Annotated in this window: 14 protein-coding genes; all 14 read right to left on the bottom strand. The window is 59.4% G+C overall.

Annotation, left to right across the window (positions count from 1 at the left end; all coding sequences use genetic code 11):
• Positions 1 to 71: 71 nt before the first annotated feature.
• The gene (locus DT019_RS08620; RefSeq protein WP_147267288.1) at positions 72 to 1,364 is read right to left on the bottom strand and encodes a hypothetical protein; all 1,293 of its coding nucleotides are present in this window, start codon (positions 1,362 to 1,364) and stop codon (positions 72 to 74) included.
• A 127-nt stretch (positions 1,365 to 1,491) separates the two neighbouring features.
• Positions 1,492 to 1,932 carry a hypothetical protein gene (locus DT019_RS08615; protein WP_147267287.1) on the bottom strand — a complete coding sequence of 147 codons (441 nt, stop codon included), beginning with the start codon at positions 1,930 to 1,932 and terminating at the stop codon, positions 1,492 to 1,494.
• Positions 1,933 to 2,350: 418 nt separating this feature from the next.
• Positions 2,351 to 2,581 (bottom strand): holin, encoded by a 231-nt coding sequence (locus DT019_RS08610; protein WP_114036116.1) that lies wholly within the window; start codon positions 2,579 to 2,581, stop codon positions 2,351 to 2,353.
• Positions 2,582 to 2,594: 13 nt separating this feature from the next.
• Positions 2,595 to 3,425: a CHAP domain-containing protein gene (locus DT019_RS08605; protein ID WP_114036115.1), complete on the bottom strand. Its 831-nt coding sequence runs from the start codon at positions 3,423 to 3,425 to the stop codon at positions 2,595 to 2,597.
• A 264-nt stretch (positions 3,426 to 3,689) separates the two neighbouring features.
• Positions 3,690 to 4,217: a hypothetical protein gene (locus DT019_RS39110; protein ID WP_147267286.1), complete on the bottom strand. Its 528-nt coding sequence runs from the start codon at positions 4,215 to 4,217 to the stop codon at positions 3,690 to 3,692.
• 8 nt (positions 4,218 to 4,225) lie between these two features.
• On the bottom strand, positions 4,226 to 7,078 hold the full coding sequence (locus DT019_RS39105) for a hypothetical protein (protein WP_147267285.1): 2,853 nt from the start codon (positions 7,076 to 7,078) through the stop codon (positions 4,226 to 4,228).
• Positions 7,079 to 7,131: 53 nt separating this feature from the next.
• Entirely contained in the window at positions 7,132 to 9,705 is a 2,574-nt protein-coding gene (locus tag DT019_RS08595) for a phage tail tape measure protein (RefSeq protein WP_411292693.1), read from the bottom strand.
• Positions 9,706 to 10,431: 726 nt separating this feature from the next.
• Positions 10,432 to 10,722 carry a hypothetical protein gene (locus DT019_RS08585; protein ID WP_114036111.1) on the bottom strand — a complete coding sequence of 97 codons (291 nt, stop codon included), beginning with the start codon at positions 10,720 to 10,722 and terminating at the stop codon, positions 10,432 to 10,434.
• Positions 10,723 to 10,869: 147 nt separating this feature from the next.
• Entirely contained in the window at positions 10,870 to 11,835 is a 966-nt protein-coding gene (locus DT019_RS08580; RefSeq protein WP_114036110.1) for a phage tail tube protein, read from the bottom strand.
• Between the two features lie 268 nt (positions 11,836 to 12,103).
• Complete coding sequence (locus DT019_RS08575; RefSeq protein ID WP_223279358.1) at positions 12,104 to 12,541, bottom strand: hypothetical protein; 438 nt, start codon at positions 12,539 to 12,541, stop codon at positions 12,104 to 12,106.
• A gap of 29 nt (positions 12,542 to 12,570) precedes the next feature.
• Positions 12,571 to 13,281 (bottom strand): hypothetical protein, encoded by a 711-nt coding sequence (locus DT019_RS08570; protein ID WP_223279357.1) that lies wholly within the window; start codon positions 13,279 to 13,281, stop codon positions 12,571 to 12,573.
• Between the two features lie 584 nt (positions 13,282 to 13,865).
• Entirely contained in the window at positions 13,866 to 15,221 is a 1,356-nt protein-coding gene (locus DT019_RS08565) for a phage major capsid protein (protein WP_114036107.1), read from the bottom strand.
• Positions 15,222 to 15,229: 8 nt separating this feature from the next.
• Positions 15,230 to 15,910 carry an HK97 family phage prohead protease gene (locus DT019_RS08560; RefSeq protein WP_189389304.1) on the bottom strand — a complete coding sequence of 227 codons (681 nt, stop codon included), beginning with the start codon at positions 15,908 to 15,910 and terminating at the stop codon, positions 15,230 to 15,232.
• 35 nt (positions 15,911 to 15,945) lie between these two features.
• Entirely contained in the window at positions 15,946 to 17,169 is a 1,224-nt protein-coding gene (locus DT019_RS08555; RefSeq protein WP_114036105.1) for a phage portal protein, read from the bottom strand.
• Positions 17,170 to 17,181: the final 12 nt, after the last annotated feature.

Raw genomic sequence — 17,181 nt, 5'->3', positions numbered from 1 at the left:
TGTGAGTCGAATGACTACAGCAGAGCCCCGGGGCACTGTGAGTACGATCCGGGGCTCTGGGTGACTATCCGTCAAATGGTGGCCTTGAGCATTTCCTTAGCCAGTTCGATGATGTTCTCCAGACGCTCCCGCTCCTTGGTTCGCACTTCGTCAGACGCTGCGGCGATCTCTTCAGCGCTAAAGTGCTTTCCAACCTTCTTTGCTGCTGCTTCCAGAACATCTACAGCAGCGGTCAGCTTGACGTCCGGGCTTTCAAGCTCGGCCGCTGACTTGGGCTCCAGCATGGCAGGCTCAAACTCGACCAGCGCCCGGAGACGCGCGGGCAGAGCATCTAGAACGAGAACTCCGTCATTCTTCTTGATGTGGTACTCGATGGCGTCACGCTCACTAGCCCCGATGAGACTGGTGTTGTACTGGTCGGCCACCCAGCGCGACGCCGGTACATCGTCGGGCTTACCCTTGAGTACAGCAGCGAACCGCTTACGGTCCGCCTGTGCCTGTTCGTTGTCGCTGTCGAGGTTGCGGAGCCTCTGTGCGCGCACATCGGTCCGCTTCGCCTGTACGAGACGCCAGAGCTTTTCTAGCTCCTTCTCGGCGTCGTACGCGTCCATACCAGAGCGGGCCAGCGCTTCGCCTGCCGCTTGCTTGAGCGCGCCGGAAGCCTTCTTGGCTTGGTCGCTGTCTCCCATCACGTCGGGCAGATCCTTCGAGTTGGGAATCAGCGTCCACATGTCGAAACCGATGGTCGCGATTTCCTCCGCCATGGCGCTTGCCTTGACGTGAAGCTGAACGCCCTCAACGACCTTCTCGGCGCCAAGGTTTACCAGCTCCTGCACACCCTCAAACTGGTCGTAGGTCTTGACCGGCGGGGCCTCTTCCTTCGGAGCTACGCTCTTACTCTTAGCCTTCGGCTTTTCCTGCACGGTGGCAGCCGCTCGCCAGTCATCACGCGCCTTCTTCTTGGCCTTGATGCTGTCCTTGCCGCGCAGGCTTGTAATCAGCGCCTCAGTCTCGGCCCCGAGCTCTTCGAGCGCTTCGACGTTCTCAGCCTCAGCCAGCGAAGCGGCCCGCTCGATGTTGGCTGCGATCTGCTCAAGCGTAGCTTTACCTTCGGGCGTGTTGATGTCGTTCTTTTCCGCTGCCATGGTCTCTCCTTCGTCGGTTGCACTGTCGGTGCTGACAGTAGCAGATTTGCGACGCTCAGCGTAGGTAAGGCACGTTTTGCACGTCAGAGGCGCGTCGATGGTGCGGAACTGGGTCAAGTTCTGGTTCATGCCTCCGCCACGGCACAGCGGGTACGGGTGCTCTTCCTGCCCCGGCGTCATCGTGTGCACCTTGCCGCCGTTGTAGCTGACCACGTTCACTGATTCCGCCCCTTCGTTGCTGCGCTGACGCGTTACACACTACTGGAGCGCCAGAGGTGCTGTCCACATACAGTTTCCTGTAGGTGCCGAGAGTCCATTCTCGGCACCTACAGGACGACTGAGGATACTAGCTGTTGCGCTTGGCCATGAATTCTTCAACCGCCTTGCGTCCCCGCTCCTTGGCGGTTTCGCTGTTCATTTCGCTCCACCACCAGTGGGTGATCCGCTTCATGTCACGATCGGTCAGACCGTGTGTTTCACGGACCCAGTTCAGCAGCGGACGCAGCTTGCGAAACTTTTCTTGGTTTTCGCGCTGTCGGTCAAGGCGCATCACAACGGCGTACTCAAGGGCAATCTTCTGTACGTCATCACGCGGAAGCTCAACTTCATGTCCGCCCTCAATGGGCACCCACATCATTTCCACATCCTCATGGAAGGCCACCCAGCACTTAGCGGCAGCTAGCGCCATGTCCTCCATGTAGAAGGCAGGGGTTCGATGCGCAACGCGGTCGCCAGCGCTTACTGTGGCGTAGTACTTGCCGTCAATTTCCGTGGTCTTCGTGTTCATCGTCCCCACCCCTTCGCTGACGTGCTGACGTGCTGACGTGCTCCAAGCTAGCGCAGGATCATGGTCTCTGTCCACATGCAGTTTCCTGTATGTGCCCAGAAACGACGAAAGCCCCCGGCACTCCGCTCAGGGAGTAACCGGAGGCTAAGCTCAGATACCTGCGCTAACCAGCGCGTCTAGCGCGTCAGGAAGGGCACAGCAACTCCTACCAGGGCTCCCAGGGTTGCGGCCACGCCAGATGCCCGCCATATGCGCTGCTCTACGGCGCTCAGGCGGACGTCAAGGCGCTCTAGCTCTGCTTGCGTGTCATCGTGCGCTAGGCGCTCTTCTAGGCGTACTACAGCGTCAGACAGGCGCCGCAGCTCTGCATAGATCTCAGTCGCTGAGACCCACGCCCCGCCCTCTTCCGGCGGAGCCATTAACCAGCGACCACCTTCGGAGCCTCCGGCGCAGCACTGGCGCTAGAACCGGTGAAGCTCGCAAGAGCCGTCAGCGCGGAAAGCACCGCAGCCGAACCAGCAACCGCCAGCGCCTGAGGCCAGCCCTGGTGAATGACGTTGGCGCCATCTAGGCCCAGCGCACCGACCAGGGTCTGAACGAACGTACGGGTAACCCGGACGCCAGCGTCACGAACGAAAGACTTGTTCATGGAGTTCCTCTCCTTAGGCCTTGACGGAAAAGCCGTGCGAAGCGCCCAGCTTGCTCAGCGAAGTCATGCCGGGAATACCGTCTGCGTCGCTGCCGCTGTACCCGAGCTTCCGCTGCCACTCGGCGTAGGCCGTAATGGTGGAAGAGCCGTAAGAGCCGTCAGAAGCGTAGGTGGCCGACAGAAGGCCTTCGGCGTGTAGCGCAGCCTCTACCAGGCGAACATCCGCCGCATGCGTCTGGTGCCCCTGAGAGGCGCCCGGATCGGTCTCAGCCGCAGCCACCACGTTCGACAGAGACACAACCGGCTTAGGCGCTGGCGTAGGTGTAGATCCGCCCGAAGACTTGCCACCATAAGCAGGGTCGGCGGAAACGATGCCCTCAGCGAAGCGCGGGTAACCGTAGCCGTACACGTAGTCATCGCGCCGCCTACGCGTCTGCCGATAAACTCCGTCGCCCTGAGCCGATCCGTTGTCGTTGGTGTTGCCTTCGACCGTGTAAATGTGCGTGTCGTCGAATCGGACCACGAGACCAGTATGCGAACCTCCGCCGGGCCCATAGAAAGCCTGAGCACCTACCGCAGGATATTCGCTGAATCGACCGATGGAGCGGAACCAGTCGACGCCCTCCGCGCAAGACGCGGTACGCGGATACAGCGCCGCATTGCCGGACACCATGGCTAGCCAAGACATGAACGTCGCGCACCAGGCTTCGCCATCCGACCAGGCTAGGCCGGGAACCTGCTCGGAATACTTCTGAATGTTGTTCCAGTTACCGTCAGAGTCACGGCCTTCGTGGTAGCCGACTTCGGCTTCAGCGGAATTGATGATTGCGGATGCACCCGACATATGGATTTCCTTTCGTTAGAGTTGCTTGACGCTGAGATTTACGATGACGCCAACCTGAAACGGCGTGCAGTCGCACTTGGGAAGCTCCGCCAGATTTGGAGCCGTACACGTGGCCTGGTGCCTCAGCGCCGCAAGGTCCATGGAGATCTCATGGGACGTGCAGGCGTAGACAGGTACCGTGCTGGATGCGTCGGCTGGATCAACCCGGGTCCATTGCAGATAGGCGACTTCGGGGCAGATTGCGCACTTAGGCACAGCGGTTCCTTACGGGTGAATGAACTTCACTGAAAGACTGCACCAGGGTCCACCATTGGCCGTTGAGGCAGCGGAGCTACACAGCACGTAGGTTTCTACGTAGTCCCCTACATTGAGCTGGACCATGGCAGGGGGCGACGAAATACCGTTGAAATGAGTCGACATGGGAGGCGTTTCTACCTCGCTACCTGGAATGATCGTGCCGTTTTTACCCACGTACACGGCCAACAGGGTGCCGCTGGTCGATTGCAGTGAGCCCGCGCCAATGACCTCGTACACGCCAGCCACCTGAGCCACATATCGGCTAGTGTTGGTGACTGTAGAATGTCCGCCGTAGCTGTCGAACACTTCGGTATCAAGGCCAATCGCTGTGAAGACACCAGCGGCTAGGGATACGGTGCTAGTTGAATACCCGAAGAAAATCGGCGGGTTTAGCACGAAGTTGATCGCATCCCGCACCTGTGCATTCCACAGCGCAGATGTCAGAAAATTGCCGGGCGCCGCAGTGCTCATTACAGGGATGGGCAGGTTGGTCAAAATGTCTCCTAGTACGAGAACGCCACGCTGTCGAATTTCGCAAGGCTGTCGAAGGCCGTTGGGCTGGAAGTCCCCGCCGGAAGAACCTCGTTGATGAGGTCACCCGCTGTGTGAGACTTCGTGGTTGCAGCGCTGAGGGTGATAACGGCGCTTGTCCAGCCCGGCGACGTCGCCCCGACCGATAGCACAGTGACCGTTTCGGTGTTCACGCTGCCCTGCCCTAGCGTCAGGGACGTACCCGCAGGAAGCTGCATAGCAAGGGGGTTGGTAGTGTCTTGCGAAGCGTTGACCGTGATCGAAGTGACGCCGGATGCGACCGTTGTTTTCAGCGTGGTGTGCCAGGCTGCGAATTCGCCGTACGGCTGAGGATCAATGGGCGAGCATTGCAGGGTGACGAAAGCTTCACCCTTGTCGTCTACACTCCATTCGATCTTTTCCACGAAGGCATCTATCTGAATGGTGGCTGCGCCAAGGGGTCGCCGCATAATGCGCACACGGGTGCCTAGTTCGAGGCTGAGGCACATGGGCCAGAGTGTCGGATTCGCCGAAGGATGGAGCCTCAGCGCTGACACACGAGCTAGCGGATTTCTGTACCGGCTTACGAGGTAGTTCGCCGCATCCTGGCATTCCAGCGCACTGGTGCTGTTCACATCACGCTGCATGGTGCGCGGAAAATAGTTGGTCTGCGATGTCGCGTCAGCACCAGTAAATATCTGATTTGTTGACGACTGCGTTACCTGCACGAGGTTAGCAAGGTGCGTCGGGTCAAAATCTAGCTCAACTTCTTCGTACGGGAACTCCCCCGCTGCCTCATTCTCGCCGAACGTATACACAGCACTAGTCGCGTTATAGCGCGCAGCACGAGACCGGAAAGTGAGTATGCCCTGTCGGTCTACGAAATGCTCGCCGTTCTCTGTGATGACGATATCGGCGAGAGCACTTAGCGCATCCTGCCCGCCAGTCACCATGGGGCCCATTCTGCGGGTGACACCAGTCTGAATACTGGAAGGCCCGCCATACCCCGCGTACGTCAGAATGCGCGCGTACCGCTGATCGGTCGAGTCGCCAGAGAAGGAGCTTTTCCATGCGTTGTAGATGGACCCGAAATCAGTAGGCCCCAGCGCAGTAGGAAACTCGATTGCGTAGGAAATATCGCCCTGGAAATTCCACACGGACCCGTTACCAGTCGTGTCGTCAATCCAGTTGCCCAGCGCGTCACTCTGACACCCAGTGGGATTGCTGGCGCTTGCACTTCCCCAGTGGGTTTGCACGTTGTCAATGGTGACCCATACGTCGCCAGTGGTTGCATTCATCGAAATACCGGCAAGGTGCCAGTTTCCGTCATTCACGCTTACCGACACACCTGCGACGCTCGGATAGAAGGCGGCGGTATTGTTACTGGGGCCACCCATCGCTATGTAGAACTTTCCCGCATTGTCGATGGCGAACCAAATTTGAGACCCTGAGGGCAGACCTCCAGACCGCTGCTTATCCATTGTGGACCAAATGACAGCACGGTCAGTAGGAGTCGGCCCCGCATAGCGGAACGCAACCATACGCGTCCATGTGGCCGTCCCACCCTTTGGCCCCTTGATGCCGACCTTCGACAGCGAGATATACGAAGCGGGGCCCGGAATCGGCGTTCCAGGGTTCGTGTTGGCGATCGTCACGACCGATGAAGCTGCGCCCGTGTAGGCACCCGAAGGGCTGGCCGATGTGATCTGATTTCCGGAGGTAAGCGTGCCCGGCCCATACTTGCTGGAAGAAATCGGCGCTGCCGAATAATTTCCTGTGGCGTCAGCGAAAGACTCGACCTGTGAAGGGTCCCCAAGCGTGTAAAGGAAAGTCGGGTTGCGCCGATAGATTTCCTCGGTCAGCGGGTCGCGAAGTAGTCGCTGAGATAGCAGCGCGAAAGTATCAACTCCGGTCGCCTCAACCAGCCCGAAGGTGTTATCCAGCGCCCATTTCTGGGGCCAACGCTCGACATACCCGGAGTACATTGGGTACCACGTGCCCGGCGACACAAAGGCGCTAGGTGTGGCCGACTTCTCTAGCTGCCAGGCATCTACCTGCACGTTGCACGTGGAACCTGGCGACGTTGCCACAGCAAGCCCAACATCCATGCCGTACGGATTGGCGGGCGCCGTTGCCGTGAGCGTAAGCGTGGCCCATCCGGTTGCCGTCGAAGACCCAGTGAGCGTGACCGGTGATCCATAGACGTTGGTGGTCGGAGCAACCGAGGGTGGCGGTCCGTACCAGGAAATGAACGGTTTCACATCGAGAGTCGTGGAGTCCGTGACGTTCCGCACGTGGATGGTAAGGCTGTAAGTGACGCCCGGAGTGACAGCGGGCTGAGGCGTGTGGCAAATCCGGTTACCGACAGGCTGAGACGCCGGTACGGCAAACTGAAAGACATTCGCCCCGCTGAAAGCGCTGGCGCTGGCAACAATACTGCCGCCCGTACTATCGGTTACCGAGTAGACATCCTGCCCAACGGCTCCGCCGCTAATAGTGCCAAGCGCCGAACCGTCGCCACCGTTGGCGATCCATGGATCAAGGATGTTTGCCGTAGGTGGCCACTGAGCGCGCACACGCAGCGGCTGGTACGGCCAGATATTGCCAGCCCATGGACCCGATTGATTGTTGGGATCTAGGGAACCGTCCTTGTTCGTCAGCGAGGCACGCAGCGTGCCCGACTGCACTAGGTCTAGCTCATACTGACGACCACGCTGAGTGCCCACCGTTCCGTACGTACGGCCGGTAATATCAACGTACCGATCAATCGGCGATGCGCCAGCGTTGCAGTTCCAGAGCGCGCCCCATCCGTACTCCATCTGCGGAAAGTTCGGATTGATCGTCATGCCACCCCTTCGCAAGGGTGACCACATACAGTTTCCTGTATGTGGTCACCCTCTTAGATGCGGAACTTCTGCCACGTCTGACTGTTGCGAGAGCCTAGGCGGAGCATCTCCCGCTGTAGCGTGTCGCGTAGATCCTGCTCGGCCATCACGGAGCCCTCGACGTGAACGTTTACGATGGTTGTAGAACCAAAGCCACCCGACGTGCCCATGCCGAGACTCACAGACCCTCCACTGATGGCAACTCCCCCAAGGGAGGAACCAGTTGCAGCGCTCACAGCCTGACTCACCACGTGAGCCGACCCCTTGATGCCCTCAGCGATGCCGTGTGGAATCCAGTGGCCCACTTCCTGGGCGAAAACGCGCGACGGAGAGTTGATACCTAGGAAGCTCTTGGCCTCGCTCAGAGCGTTACTCGCCAGGTTCTTCAGTGAGCTGAAAAGCCATCCTGCGCCGTTCTCGACTCCGTGAACGATTCCCTCAACGATCGAAGAGCCGATACTGGCGAACCAACTGCCTACACCCTTCACGGATTCCCAAGCTGAATGCAGACCGCCGGAAATTGTGTCGCGTATGGACCCTATGACGCGAGAAATCGCGTGCCAGGCATTTTCCAGGGGCTGAACCATGTAATCTCGTATGAGCCCCCAGATAAATTGCGCGGCCGCAGAAATCCCGCTCCAGGCAGAGGAAAGCCAGCCAGAGAGTACGCGCCACCCGGACCTAATAATCGCCCAGGAATCCTCAGCAGGTTGAACGATGGCGACCTTGATAGCCAACCACGCGGCAGCGCCGATATCCCGGATTACCCCCCAGGTCGCCGACAAGAACGTCTTTATGTAGCCCCAGACGGTCTGGGCGGACTTTACAATTGTGTCGTGCGAGGAATTCCATATGTGAACCAAAAGCGCGACGAATGGCATGAAAATGACGAGCAGAAGCGGCCACCATTTGCGAAAAAACCCGCTTATGGAATTCCACACAGCGGATGTGATATGCGCCAGAAACTGCCATCCGGCGGCTATGGGGTCGGCTACTGCGTGCCAGGCTGAGGAAAAGAACGATGCAATTGCGCGCCATCCGGACGTTGCTGCGCCAGAAATGGCCCGCCAGGCATCCTCGGTTACGCCAACCAGCCAATGCCAGGCAGCACCGAGCCCGTCCACTACGGTGTGCCAGGCACCGCCTAGCCAGTCCGCTACCGACTTCCAGTGAATGACCAACTCGACCAGGGCCACTACCAGGGCGACAATACCCACTACGATCCACGTAATTGGGTCGGCTAGCAGAGAATCGGTGAATGACCATGAGCTAACAGCCGCTGCCGCCATTCCTATAGCTACAGCGCCGAGCGCTCCCGCGAAAATCATCAGGGTAGTGTGATGCTTTGCGGCTAGTGCGGCAACAGTGGCAAAAGCGCCCATCAGCTTCGTTGCGGCGGGTAGCAGCGTCAGGCCGATTTCGATTCCCAAGGCTTGCATGGAACCCTTGGCCTCAGCCATTTTCTGGTTGAAGGTTTTCTGAACGTCGGCCCAGCCTTCGACTTCCTTACCGCCCTTTTTGACGTGCTCGGCGATTCCCTTGACGTTGTTCTGGAACGTCTGCATGTGGGTGCCAGTAAGCTCTAGCGCACCCATCATGGATTTGGTGCCGCCTACCATCGTCGCCAAAGCGCCAATATATGTTTTCTGTGAGCCCGTGAGCTTGTTGAGCTGCCCGTTGAAATCCTTCGAGTTCGAAGCGGCCTTTTGCAGCGTCTGAATCAGCACCGTGCCGCTTGGCCCCATGTGCTGGGAAATCGCCGTAGTCAGCTCATTCAGCGTGTAGGCAAGACCATGAGTCCCAAGATCCTTAGCTACCTGAGTGGCATCAAGACCTAGCCCGCGCATAGTCGCTGCGGCCTTCGCCGTGGGATTGGAAAGCTGGCCGATCGTCTGCCGAAGATATGTGGCAGCGACGTCAGCACTTGTGCCCTGGGCGGTCATGGTCGCCATTGCGCCCAGAACCTCATTCAGACCTACGTGTGCAGCCGCAGCAACAGGCAGAATGGACGCCATGCTGCCCGCTAGGGCTTCCATGTTGGTCTTGCCCTCGGCCTCAGTGGCTACCAGGGCGTTCATGACCGGAACGGAATCCGCAGCGCTCAGCTTGTAGGCGTTCAGCGCGGTAGTAACTGCGTCGGTCACAGTGCCAAGTTCGGCCGCACCCACCTTCGCACCCATGGCGGAAGTCTTGAGCACCGCCAGCGCATCGGCCCCGTGATATCCGGCTGACTCAACGGTATAGAGTCCGGTCGTTAGCTGCTGAGTGGACTGGCCGACTTCGCCAGCCATAGCCAGCACACCGTCAGAAACGAGCTTCATGTTGGCCGCTGATTCACCCGCGCCAGTGCGCACGCGGGTCATGGCAGTTTGAAAGTCACCTGCCATATGAATGGTTTTGACAGCCGCAACTCCTGCGGCTACACCGATACCTAGAAGCGCTCCCTTTGCGACCGCACCAAGACGGCCCATACTTACGGCGCCTTCGGTTTCGACTGCGGCTAGCTCAGTCTTGACGACCGCGACGCTTCGGGTAAATCCCGTGGTACTACCTAGAAACTCAATGAAAACGGGGGGTAGTGTGCCCACAGGTCCACCCTCTTATTCAGTCGCCCCTCTAACGGGCGCGTTCAGCATTGCCTGAGTGGCCAAAGCCCATTCCTTCTCCCAAATGGCGGGCATTTTCGGCTCGGCCTTTTTCACTCCGGGAGCGACGTACGGAAACTTTCCCTCAATCGTTTTTCGGTACCGATTCGTGTAGCTCTTCAGGCCACCAGTGCCGACACCACCCCGAAAAAGGTCACCAACCTTTTTGGGACGCTTCACAACACCGACTGACGCCCGTAGGTGCCCGGACAGACTTCCTGGACCCCCAGACTTGTGCACGACATGCGGGGTGAGATTCAGGTTTATGCCCGCCGACTGATACGGGCGTCTACCTCTGCGATCCCACCTGGGGCGGCCACGCATGCCGGATCTGATAGACGACTTTGCTACCGTCTGTGTCCGCTTCAGCGCCCGCAGCGATGCGAGGTCAACCCGCCGCAGCATGCTGCCTAGGGCGCCTTCAATTTCAGGCATGCCCTTAATCCGGACAACCATTGGCTCATCAGCCATTAGCATCCCTTTCCTCGGCATTTCGCCGGGCACGCGCTACGGCGTCATCTACGGCTAGTAGCCAGTCGAGTTCAACCGCCGATTCCTCATCCAGCTCGGACGGACGACAGCGCATGAGGGTGCACAGTCGCCACGTCCGATATTCCTCAAGAGGCAGCGCGTCGGGCGGGAATTCGAATGCCCCCTCTAGTGCCTGGCTTAGGCGCCAGAGGGAGCGATAGGGGAATCGGACTCCGCCGAAACATCAAAGTCAGGGAGGAGCTTTGCGAGATAAGGTGAACATTCCTTGCGGAGCGCATCGAGATCCTCCCCGGGAACGTCCTGCACGCTGTCTAGGGTCACCGCGAAGCCGTACGACCACCCGGCAACCAGGGCGACCACAAGAGCGTCATTCAGCTCCTCAAGCAGGTCGAAAGCGTCGCCCATACCGGCTGCAACACGCAGCTCAGCCTCAGGGCTCAGCTCGGCACCATCAGCCTTCGCAGCCACCTGAGCTTCCTTGACTGCGGCTGCGAATGCGGGACGTGCGGCTAGCTGTGCCCGAATGCGCTTGATGGGGCGGCGCTGCCGTTCAGTGACGTCAGGCACAGCGCGAAGATCGGCAGAAGCGCCCGAAGGCAAATTAACGTGAATCATTTAGGCGTACGTCCCCGATGCAATAGCGTTCTGAATGGTGGCCTTGATGGGCGAGTAACCGCCGGAAGTTCCAATGTCAGTACTGTTGGCACGCGCAGTGAAAGACACGGACAGTTCCACATAGTCTTTGCCACGCCCAATGTCAGCGGCGCTGTAGGTCACGTTCGTCATGTGCAGCTTGACCTGAATGGCGTTCGCCCCAGCACCAGCAGCAAAGTTGATGTCCAAAGCTGGCTGCACAACAGTCAGGTAGTTCGTTAGCTGCGTGTCGTCTTCCATTACTAGCGTCATCTTGCCGTCGACCGACACAGGGCCCGACCAAATGTTGCCCGGATTTTGAGAGCCAGCAACGGGCTGGACGACAGTTACGGGGCGCTTGATGGAAACTTCACCATCAAGAACAGTCGTAACGGGTGTGCCGCCGATAGAAACAGCGCCAGCCCACGCAGCAAGGGGCGGAAGACTGGTGAATGATGGGGTTGGTGCAGTGGTTGTCACGGACGGAAACGCAGTTGCCTTAGCACTATAGGTGAGCATGCTGTCGCCGTTGAACTTGAAAGACAGCTCGCTGAACTTGGCGCCCGGGTACTGTCGCGTACCGGTTGCGTAGTAGTCAGTGAGCGTGTAGCTCTTCGGCTGACCATCGGAACTGTTCAGTACAGCCATGGCGTGCGTGAACGGGGCGCTTGCGCCAGTGGTCGACACATCACCCAGCACGCCAGCGAGAAGCCAGCCGATAGTGTCAGGGAAGACGTCGCCACCGAAATCAAAGGTCGAGTGCTTCGGCCCCGCGATTTCGTTGTAAACCGACACCATCGAACCGCGCAGTCCCTTGTCCTGAAGCAGGGTTAGCGATTCTTTAGGGGTGGGCTTATCGACAGGTATAAACGCGGCAGCGGCTACCGGCATACCGATGGATACTTCCTTGGAAATACCTAGGAAGCTGAGATTAGAAGAGTGCGGCATGGGCAGCCCTTAGAGATTCGTCGGTTCAGGGTCATTGGCGGGCGCCTCTGGTACAGGCTCGGGATTCTCCAGAGGTAGCGGCGCAGCACCCTGGGGCGTGGCGACCGAAGCCCAGCGACCATCGGCGGGAGCTTCCGCGAGAGCTAGCACAACGCCCGGGGCGGCCATAATGCCCAGCGTCGGGTAATAGCGTTCATCAGTGCCGGTATAGGCAAACAGAGGCATAGGGGTCCCTCGGGGTTGGGCACATACAGTTTCCTGTATGTGCTTAGATGCGCGTGTAACACTCGACTTCGATAGCCACCGTGCCGTGCCGTCCCATGTGCTTGTCGTCCCACGTGACCTCATGGGCCGCTGTCTGCGGGCGGGACGTCAGCACTAGGCCACCTAGCGACGGATCGGATCGGACAACCGCTATGGTCGCGTCAGCCAGATCGGATGCACGCTGGTACACGTACTGGGGATCGTCGTTGCCGCGAAATACGTCAATCTCGATTTCCACCGTGTAACGCTCTTCGAGCCATCCGGCGCCACCCCCGCCAACCATGGAATTCACACTGACCGTGCGGTGCACCTTGCCAACCGAGACAATGTCGTCCGGCTGATCGGGTCCCGGTTCGTCGTAACACACCAAAAGGCGGGCAGTCATTACGTTCGGGTCCGGTGCGAGATTCGCAGTTAGCTGATCAAAGAGGTACTTCCGCACAGCGGGTGATGTTGAACCAGGTATAGGCATTAGGCGATTCCCGGGGGTCGGCGCTTCGGACCCCAAAGCTCAATCACGCGGTCCGGCAGCGCAAAGCCCATGGGTACACCTAGGCTTTCGCCATCCATTCCGGCGCTACCGAATTTGGGTCTGCCGCCATTCTGGGTTTGCTGCCAAAGATGCCGAATCAGTTCAAGGGCGCCGAGGCGGATAGTGAACGGAATCTGACCGCCCGTTCCAGCGGTATACACGAGCTTGATGTTCTTGTTGCCAGCGGCAAAAAGTGCAGCTTCCCCGCCGAAGGTGCGCCGCGTAATCTGGCCTGAGGCGTAATCCACGGTGTACGCGAAAGCGTTGCTCTGCCCGCCTAGGGGCTGTTCGGTCAGCGTGAAGCCCGAAAGCCCGTAGTACTCGGTCACGGACTGCACTGAAGCAAGCGGCAGCCAATCCGGCTGAATAGTGGACCGTCCGCCGCTGAAATATTGGGTGTGCTGCTCCGGCAGGAAGGGGCCGCAGACATCTCGCGCCTGATCAGCAGCGGTGAGGATGAAACCCTGTAGTTCCTCATCCTGCCGAACGTCGTTCAGCGGAATATTGAGGTGCTTTTTCACCGAGATCAGGTCGACCAGTTGCTCAACACCCTGAGGGCGGACCGTGAATTGATCCTCATAGGCCCAGCCAACGCCCGTGCCGGTTGCAGTCCAGCGCACCAGCCACGTACCGGCCGAGACAGACGGCACAACCGCGCTGTACGCCCCGCTACCGGCCGAACTAGCCGTAGGGGTGGTAACGGTGCCTAGCGGGCTGGTGACGCTCACAGAGACGCTCAGAGTGCCCGTAGCGGGGTTGCCGCTGTCGTCCAGCGGAGTAGCCGTAAGGCCCACGTCTTGGCCTACGTAGTAAATCGTCTGCGTAGTCAAGGACTCCCCTAGCGGTAACGGCGTGTCTGGCGGAGCTGTGAACCCTGCCGAGGATTGTGGGTTGCCTTACGCGGGTGCCGCTGATGGACTACACGGTGAATCGTCTTGCGCTGCACCCGATGCAACTGACGGTGCACCTGTTGGCGACTAGTCGCGTGATGTACCGCCTGACGGTGGTTACTGACTCGTCGCCGAAGCTTTCGCGAGAGCCGAGCACTCTTGCTCGTATGCCGGGCCGCACTGCGGTGCTTAAGTACCGTTCGGCTGAGCCGCTTTCCACGTCGGTGCGAATGCACGAACCGCGACATGTGCAACCGGCGGGGGTGGCCACGGCGATCCATAGACCGGCGAACTGCACGCCTCAAGCGGTCATAATGAGTCGCCATGGCCACCACCCAAAGGGTTTAGAAGGTCGGAGCGCCCAGGTTCTTACCGGTGATAACCGAGATAGAAGCCGGGTAACGGCCCGCCTGGAACGAGACGTAGTTGTACAGGCGAATGAACACAGACATGTTGTTAGCGTAGGTCTGCTCAAAAGCCTCAGCGCGAACGTGGGACTCCCACAGCATGAGGTCAGCCATGCGAGCGACAATGACCGCATCCTCATTGGTGCCAGCACCCGCAGTCAGGTTGGTCGGGATAAGCGCATCCACGTAGACCGGAAGGCCCAGCATGGTGCCCACGTAGCCCTGAGAAGCAACCTGGCCCGCGTTACCCAGCGCGTTCATGGCATTGCCAGCGGCAGGAACCACAAGCGGACGACCCTGCCCATCAACCTGCGTGAGCAGATAGGCCCAGCGCACCGGGTGCATGATGATGGTGTCCGGCGGCAGGTAACGGCTGGTGTGAATCTGCTGAATGGCGCCAGCCAGCTTGCTGTAGAAAGTGCTCGCCCAAGTGGCGGGGGCCGTAATCGTGGCGGAGAAATCGACAGCGTGAACGCCGGAAAGGGTCATGATGCCCGTGGGCTGACCAGAGGTACCCGAGCCGTTCAGTACCAGGGTGTTGAGCTGGCGCGCATAGTCGGCAGCAAGATCCTGTAGAACAACGTCGTCAATGTTCAGCGGCGACTGCTCAATGAGCTGAAGGGAAACCGTCTGGCCACCCGCAACAGTCGTCACGCCGGACGAAATCGAAGTAGTCGTAAGGTCGGTGTTCTGCACAGCGGTGTTCTGCGTGCCCTGAACCGCGACAGCAGTACCCGTGTTGACCTTCGGAACGTTGATCGAGTCAGTACCGGCCGGAAGCGGGAAAGTCGGCGTCAGGTTCGCGGTAATGCGACCAGCACGCGCAATCTTGACGAACTCGCTCTCAAGCCACAGCGGAGGAACGAACTCGCCACCAGCGCCATTTGATGTGCTCAGCGCACGCTCTTCGGTACGACCCTTGTTATTGCGGTGCAGTCGGTCGGTAGCGTCCCTGTCACCCTTATTGCGGGAAAGGTGTAGGTCACGGAAGTACGAGCGACCACCATTACCGGACCGATAAATCTCAGGCTCGGACTGGACACCATCGCCAGCCTTCGGCGCATAGCGCTTAGCCATTTCGGCCGCAGCGTCGTCTGCCCTTACCTGAGCGTCCAGCTCCTTGACTCGCTCATCAAAGGCTCGAATCTCAGCCTCGCCAGCGTCGAAGCGGGCAGTTTCGTCATCGGAAAGGCCACGCTTCTCCGTGGTAGCAGTGCCGACCAGACCATCAAGCTCGGACTTGACAGCGGAGCGCTTCGCGAGTAGGTCAGCGATCATTTCGCGCTTGGACAATTTATCTCCTAGAAATTCAGCGCGCGTAGTCGCGTCGCGAAATGGGAAAGGTCGGCGCTGTCTGCGCCCTCAGTGACCTCAGGAATGGCGCCAGCTAGTGCCGTACGAAGAAGCTGGGCAGTCTCCGGGGGCATCTGCCCATCTCGGAGCGCCAGGAAAGCCGCCGCAACATCATGTGAACGCAGTACCGCACCCGCCGTAGCAGGATTAGCGCCAAAATTGACAGCGGAAACGTCACCCTTATGTAGATCAACATCGGTAATATCGCGCTGCGACCAGTCGGGCGACCACTCCTGAGCATTCACGCGGAAAGCGAAGCTCATTTCATCGAGATCGCCGCGTTCCATTGCACTGCGAAGCGCCTGAACATCGGGATTACGCGGGTCTAGATCTGCCTCCACATGCAGGCCCCGAGAATCCTCAGCAAGCCGCATGGTGCCGCTCCTGGTCCTAGCGAGCGTGAGCCCACCGTGATTGACCTTGAACGGAACATCAGCCCCCGCAGCCAGCGAAGCGGCGAACGCTCCCCCACGGATAACCTCTGTGTAGGGCCCTAGGAAATCTTCCATTTCATAGGGTGTGTTCGTCACCGACGCATAGCCGGTGAATCGTAGATTTTCGCCGCCAGTGCCGTTGTCAAGTGCGCGAAGGTCCATGCCCTCAAAGGGCCGCTGACGATTCTCGGTCACATGCTGACGCTGAGAGCGAATAGAGAAATCTGTCATTACAGCACCGCTCCCAAAGCGTCGGCTGAAGCGGCGGACTTCCCCGCCTGCATGTCCTTAGTGGGCTTGACGTTGCTATTCAGCGGGGCGTCAATGTCGTCTCCGCCTTCGATCGGCGGGAAGTTTTCCAGCGCACGAATCTCGTTGGAGGTGAGAATTGCGGCAGACCGAGCCACCGCATAAACGGCGTAACGTCCGGCCGCATCTGTGCGGAGCAGACCATCAACGTTGAATCGGGCCGTCTGGGGCTTTGGCAGCATTGCTGACCAGGCATCCTCAAAGCGGCCGAGCCACGGATTCAGGGTGTAGGCAAGGAACCCGAGTGCCTGTTGCTCAATGCCGGTACCCCAGCTCGTGGTTTTGTCGACCTGCCCGAGCATGTGCGGCGGCACTCCGAAGAGCATCGCCATATCGAGGTTTTGCGCAGCACGCGTACCAAGGAACTGGGCATCTTCGGGGCTGACACTAATCGGCTTCCACTGGGCTCCGCCCGACATAACACCGACGGTAAAAGTGTTCTTCAACCCAGCGTGAGACGCCGTGAAACCTTCCTTGAGGCCCCGTGCGCGTTCCTTGTCGAGATCCCCGGGCACTTCGATGATGCCGGACATGTGAGCGCCAGACCCAAAGAAGCGGGCGCCAAATTCTTCAGCAGCAAGGCCCAACCCGATTGACTGACGCGCATAGGACAGGACACTAATTCCGGTCGCTGCCTCAGGGTACGAGAGCCCCAGAATGTGAATGATGTCTTCGGAGTCAACCGGCATCCGGTCGATTTCGTATACGCGGGCGCCCGTCTCGTTGAACTGACAGCGCACACGATCGGGATGCAGTACCCGCAGCCGAGTGGGGCGGCCCATACGGTCCCGAGAGAGCACCAGGCAATAGGCGTTGCCACGCAGGAGCAGCGAAACCATGAGTTGCGATAGCCCTAGGCGACGCGTCGGATATCGACTGTCGTTCGTCCCGCCGAAGGGGTCAGCGACGATGCCCGGCGGAGGTTCGATGGTGCTCCGCACTGTCCCGGCCGCCTTGACAGCATCAAAGGGAAGACCAGCGACAGTATCGGAGAGAATCCGCACGCACGCCGACACAGAAAGTAGCTGCATCGCCGTTTCGTCGGTGACCTGAACGCCAGCCGCAGTAATCGCCTGCAAACTACCGTTGGAAGGAATCGCCCAGGGATCACCAGCGCCGGACGGGGCATAGAAGCGCTTTTGCATCGCCCGCTTAAT

Source organism: Streptomyces sp. SDr-06 (genome assembly GCF_003324565.1).
Taxonomy (GTDB): Bacteria; Actinomycetota; Actinomycetes; order Streptomycetales; family Streptomycetaceae; genus Streptomyces.
The sequence above is the reverse complement of the archived record's forward strand: the minus strand, read 5'-3'. Positions and strand labels throughout refer to the sequence as shown.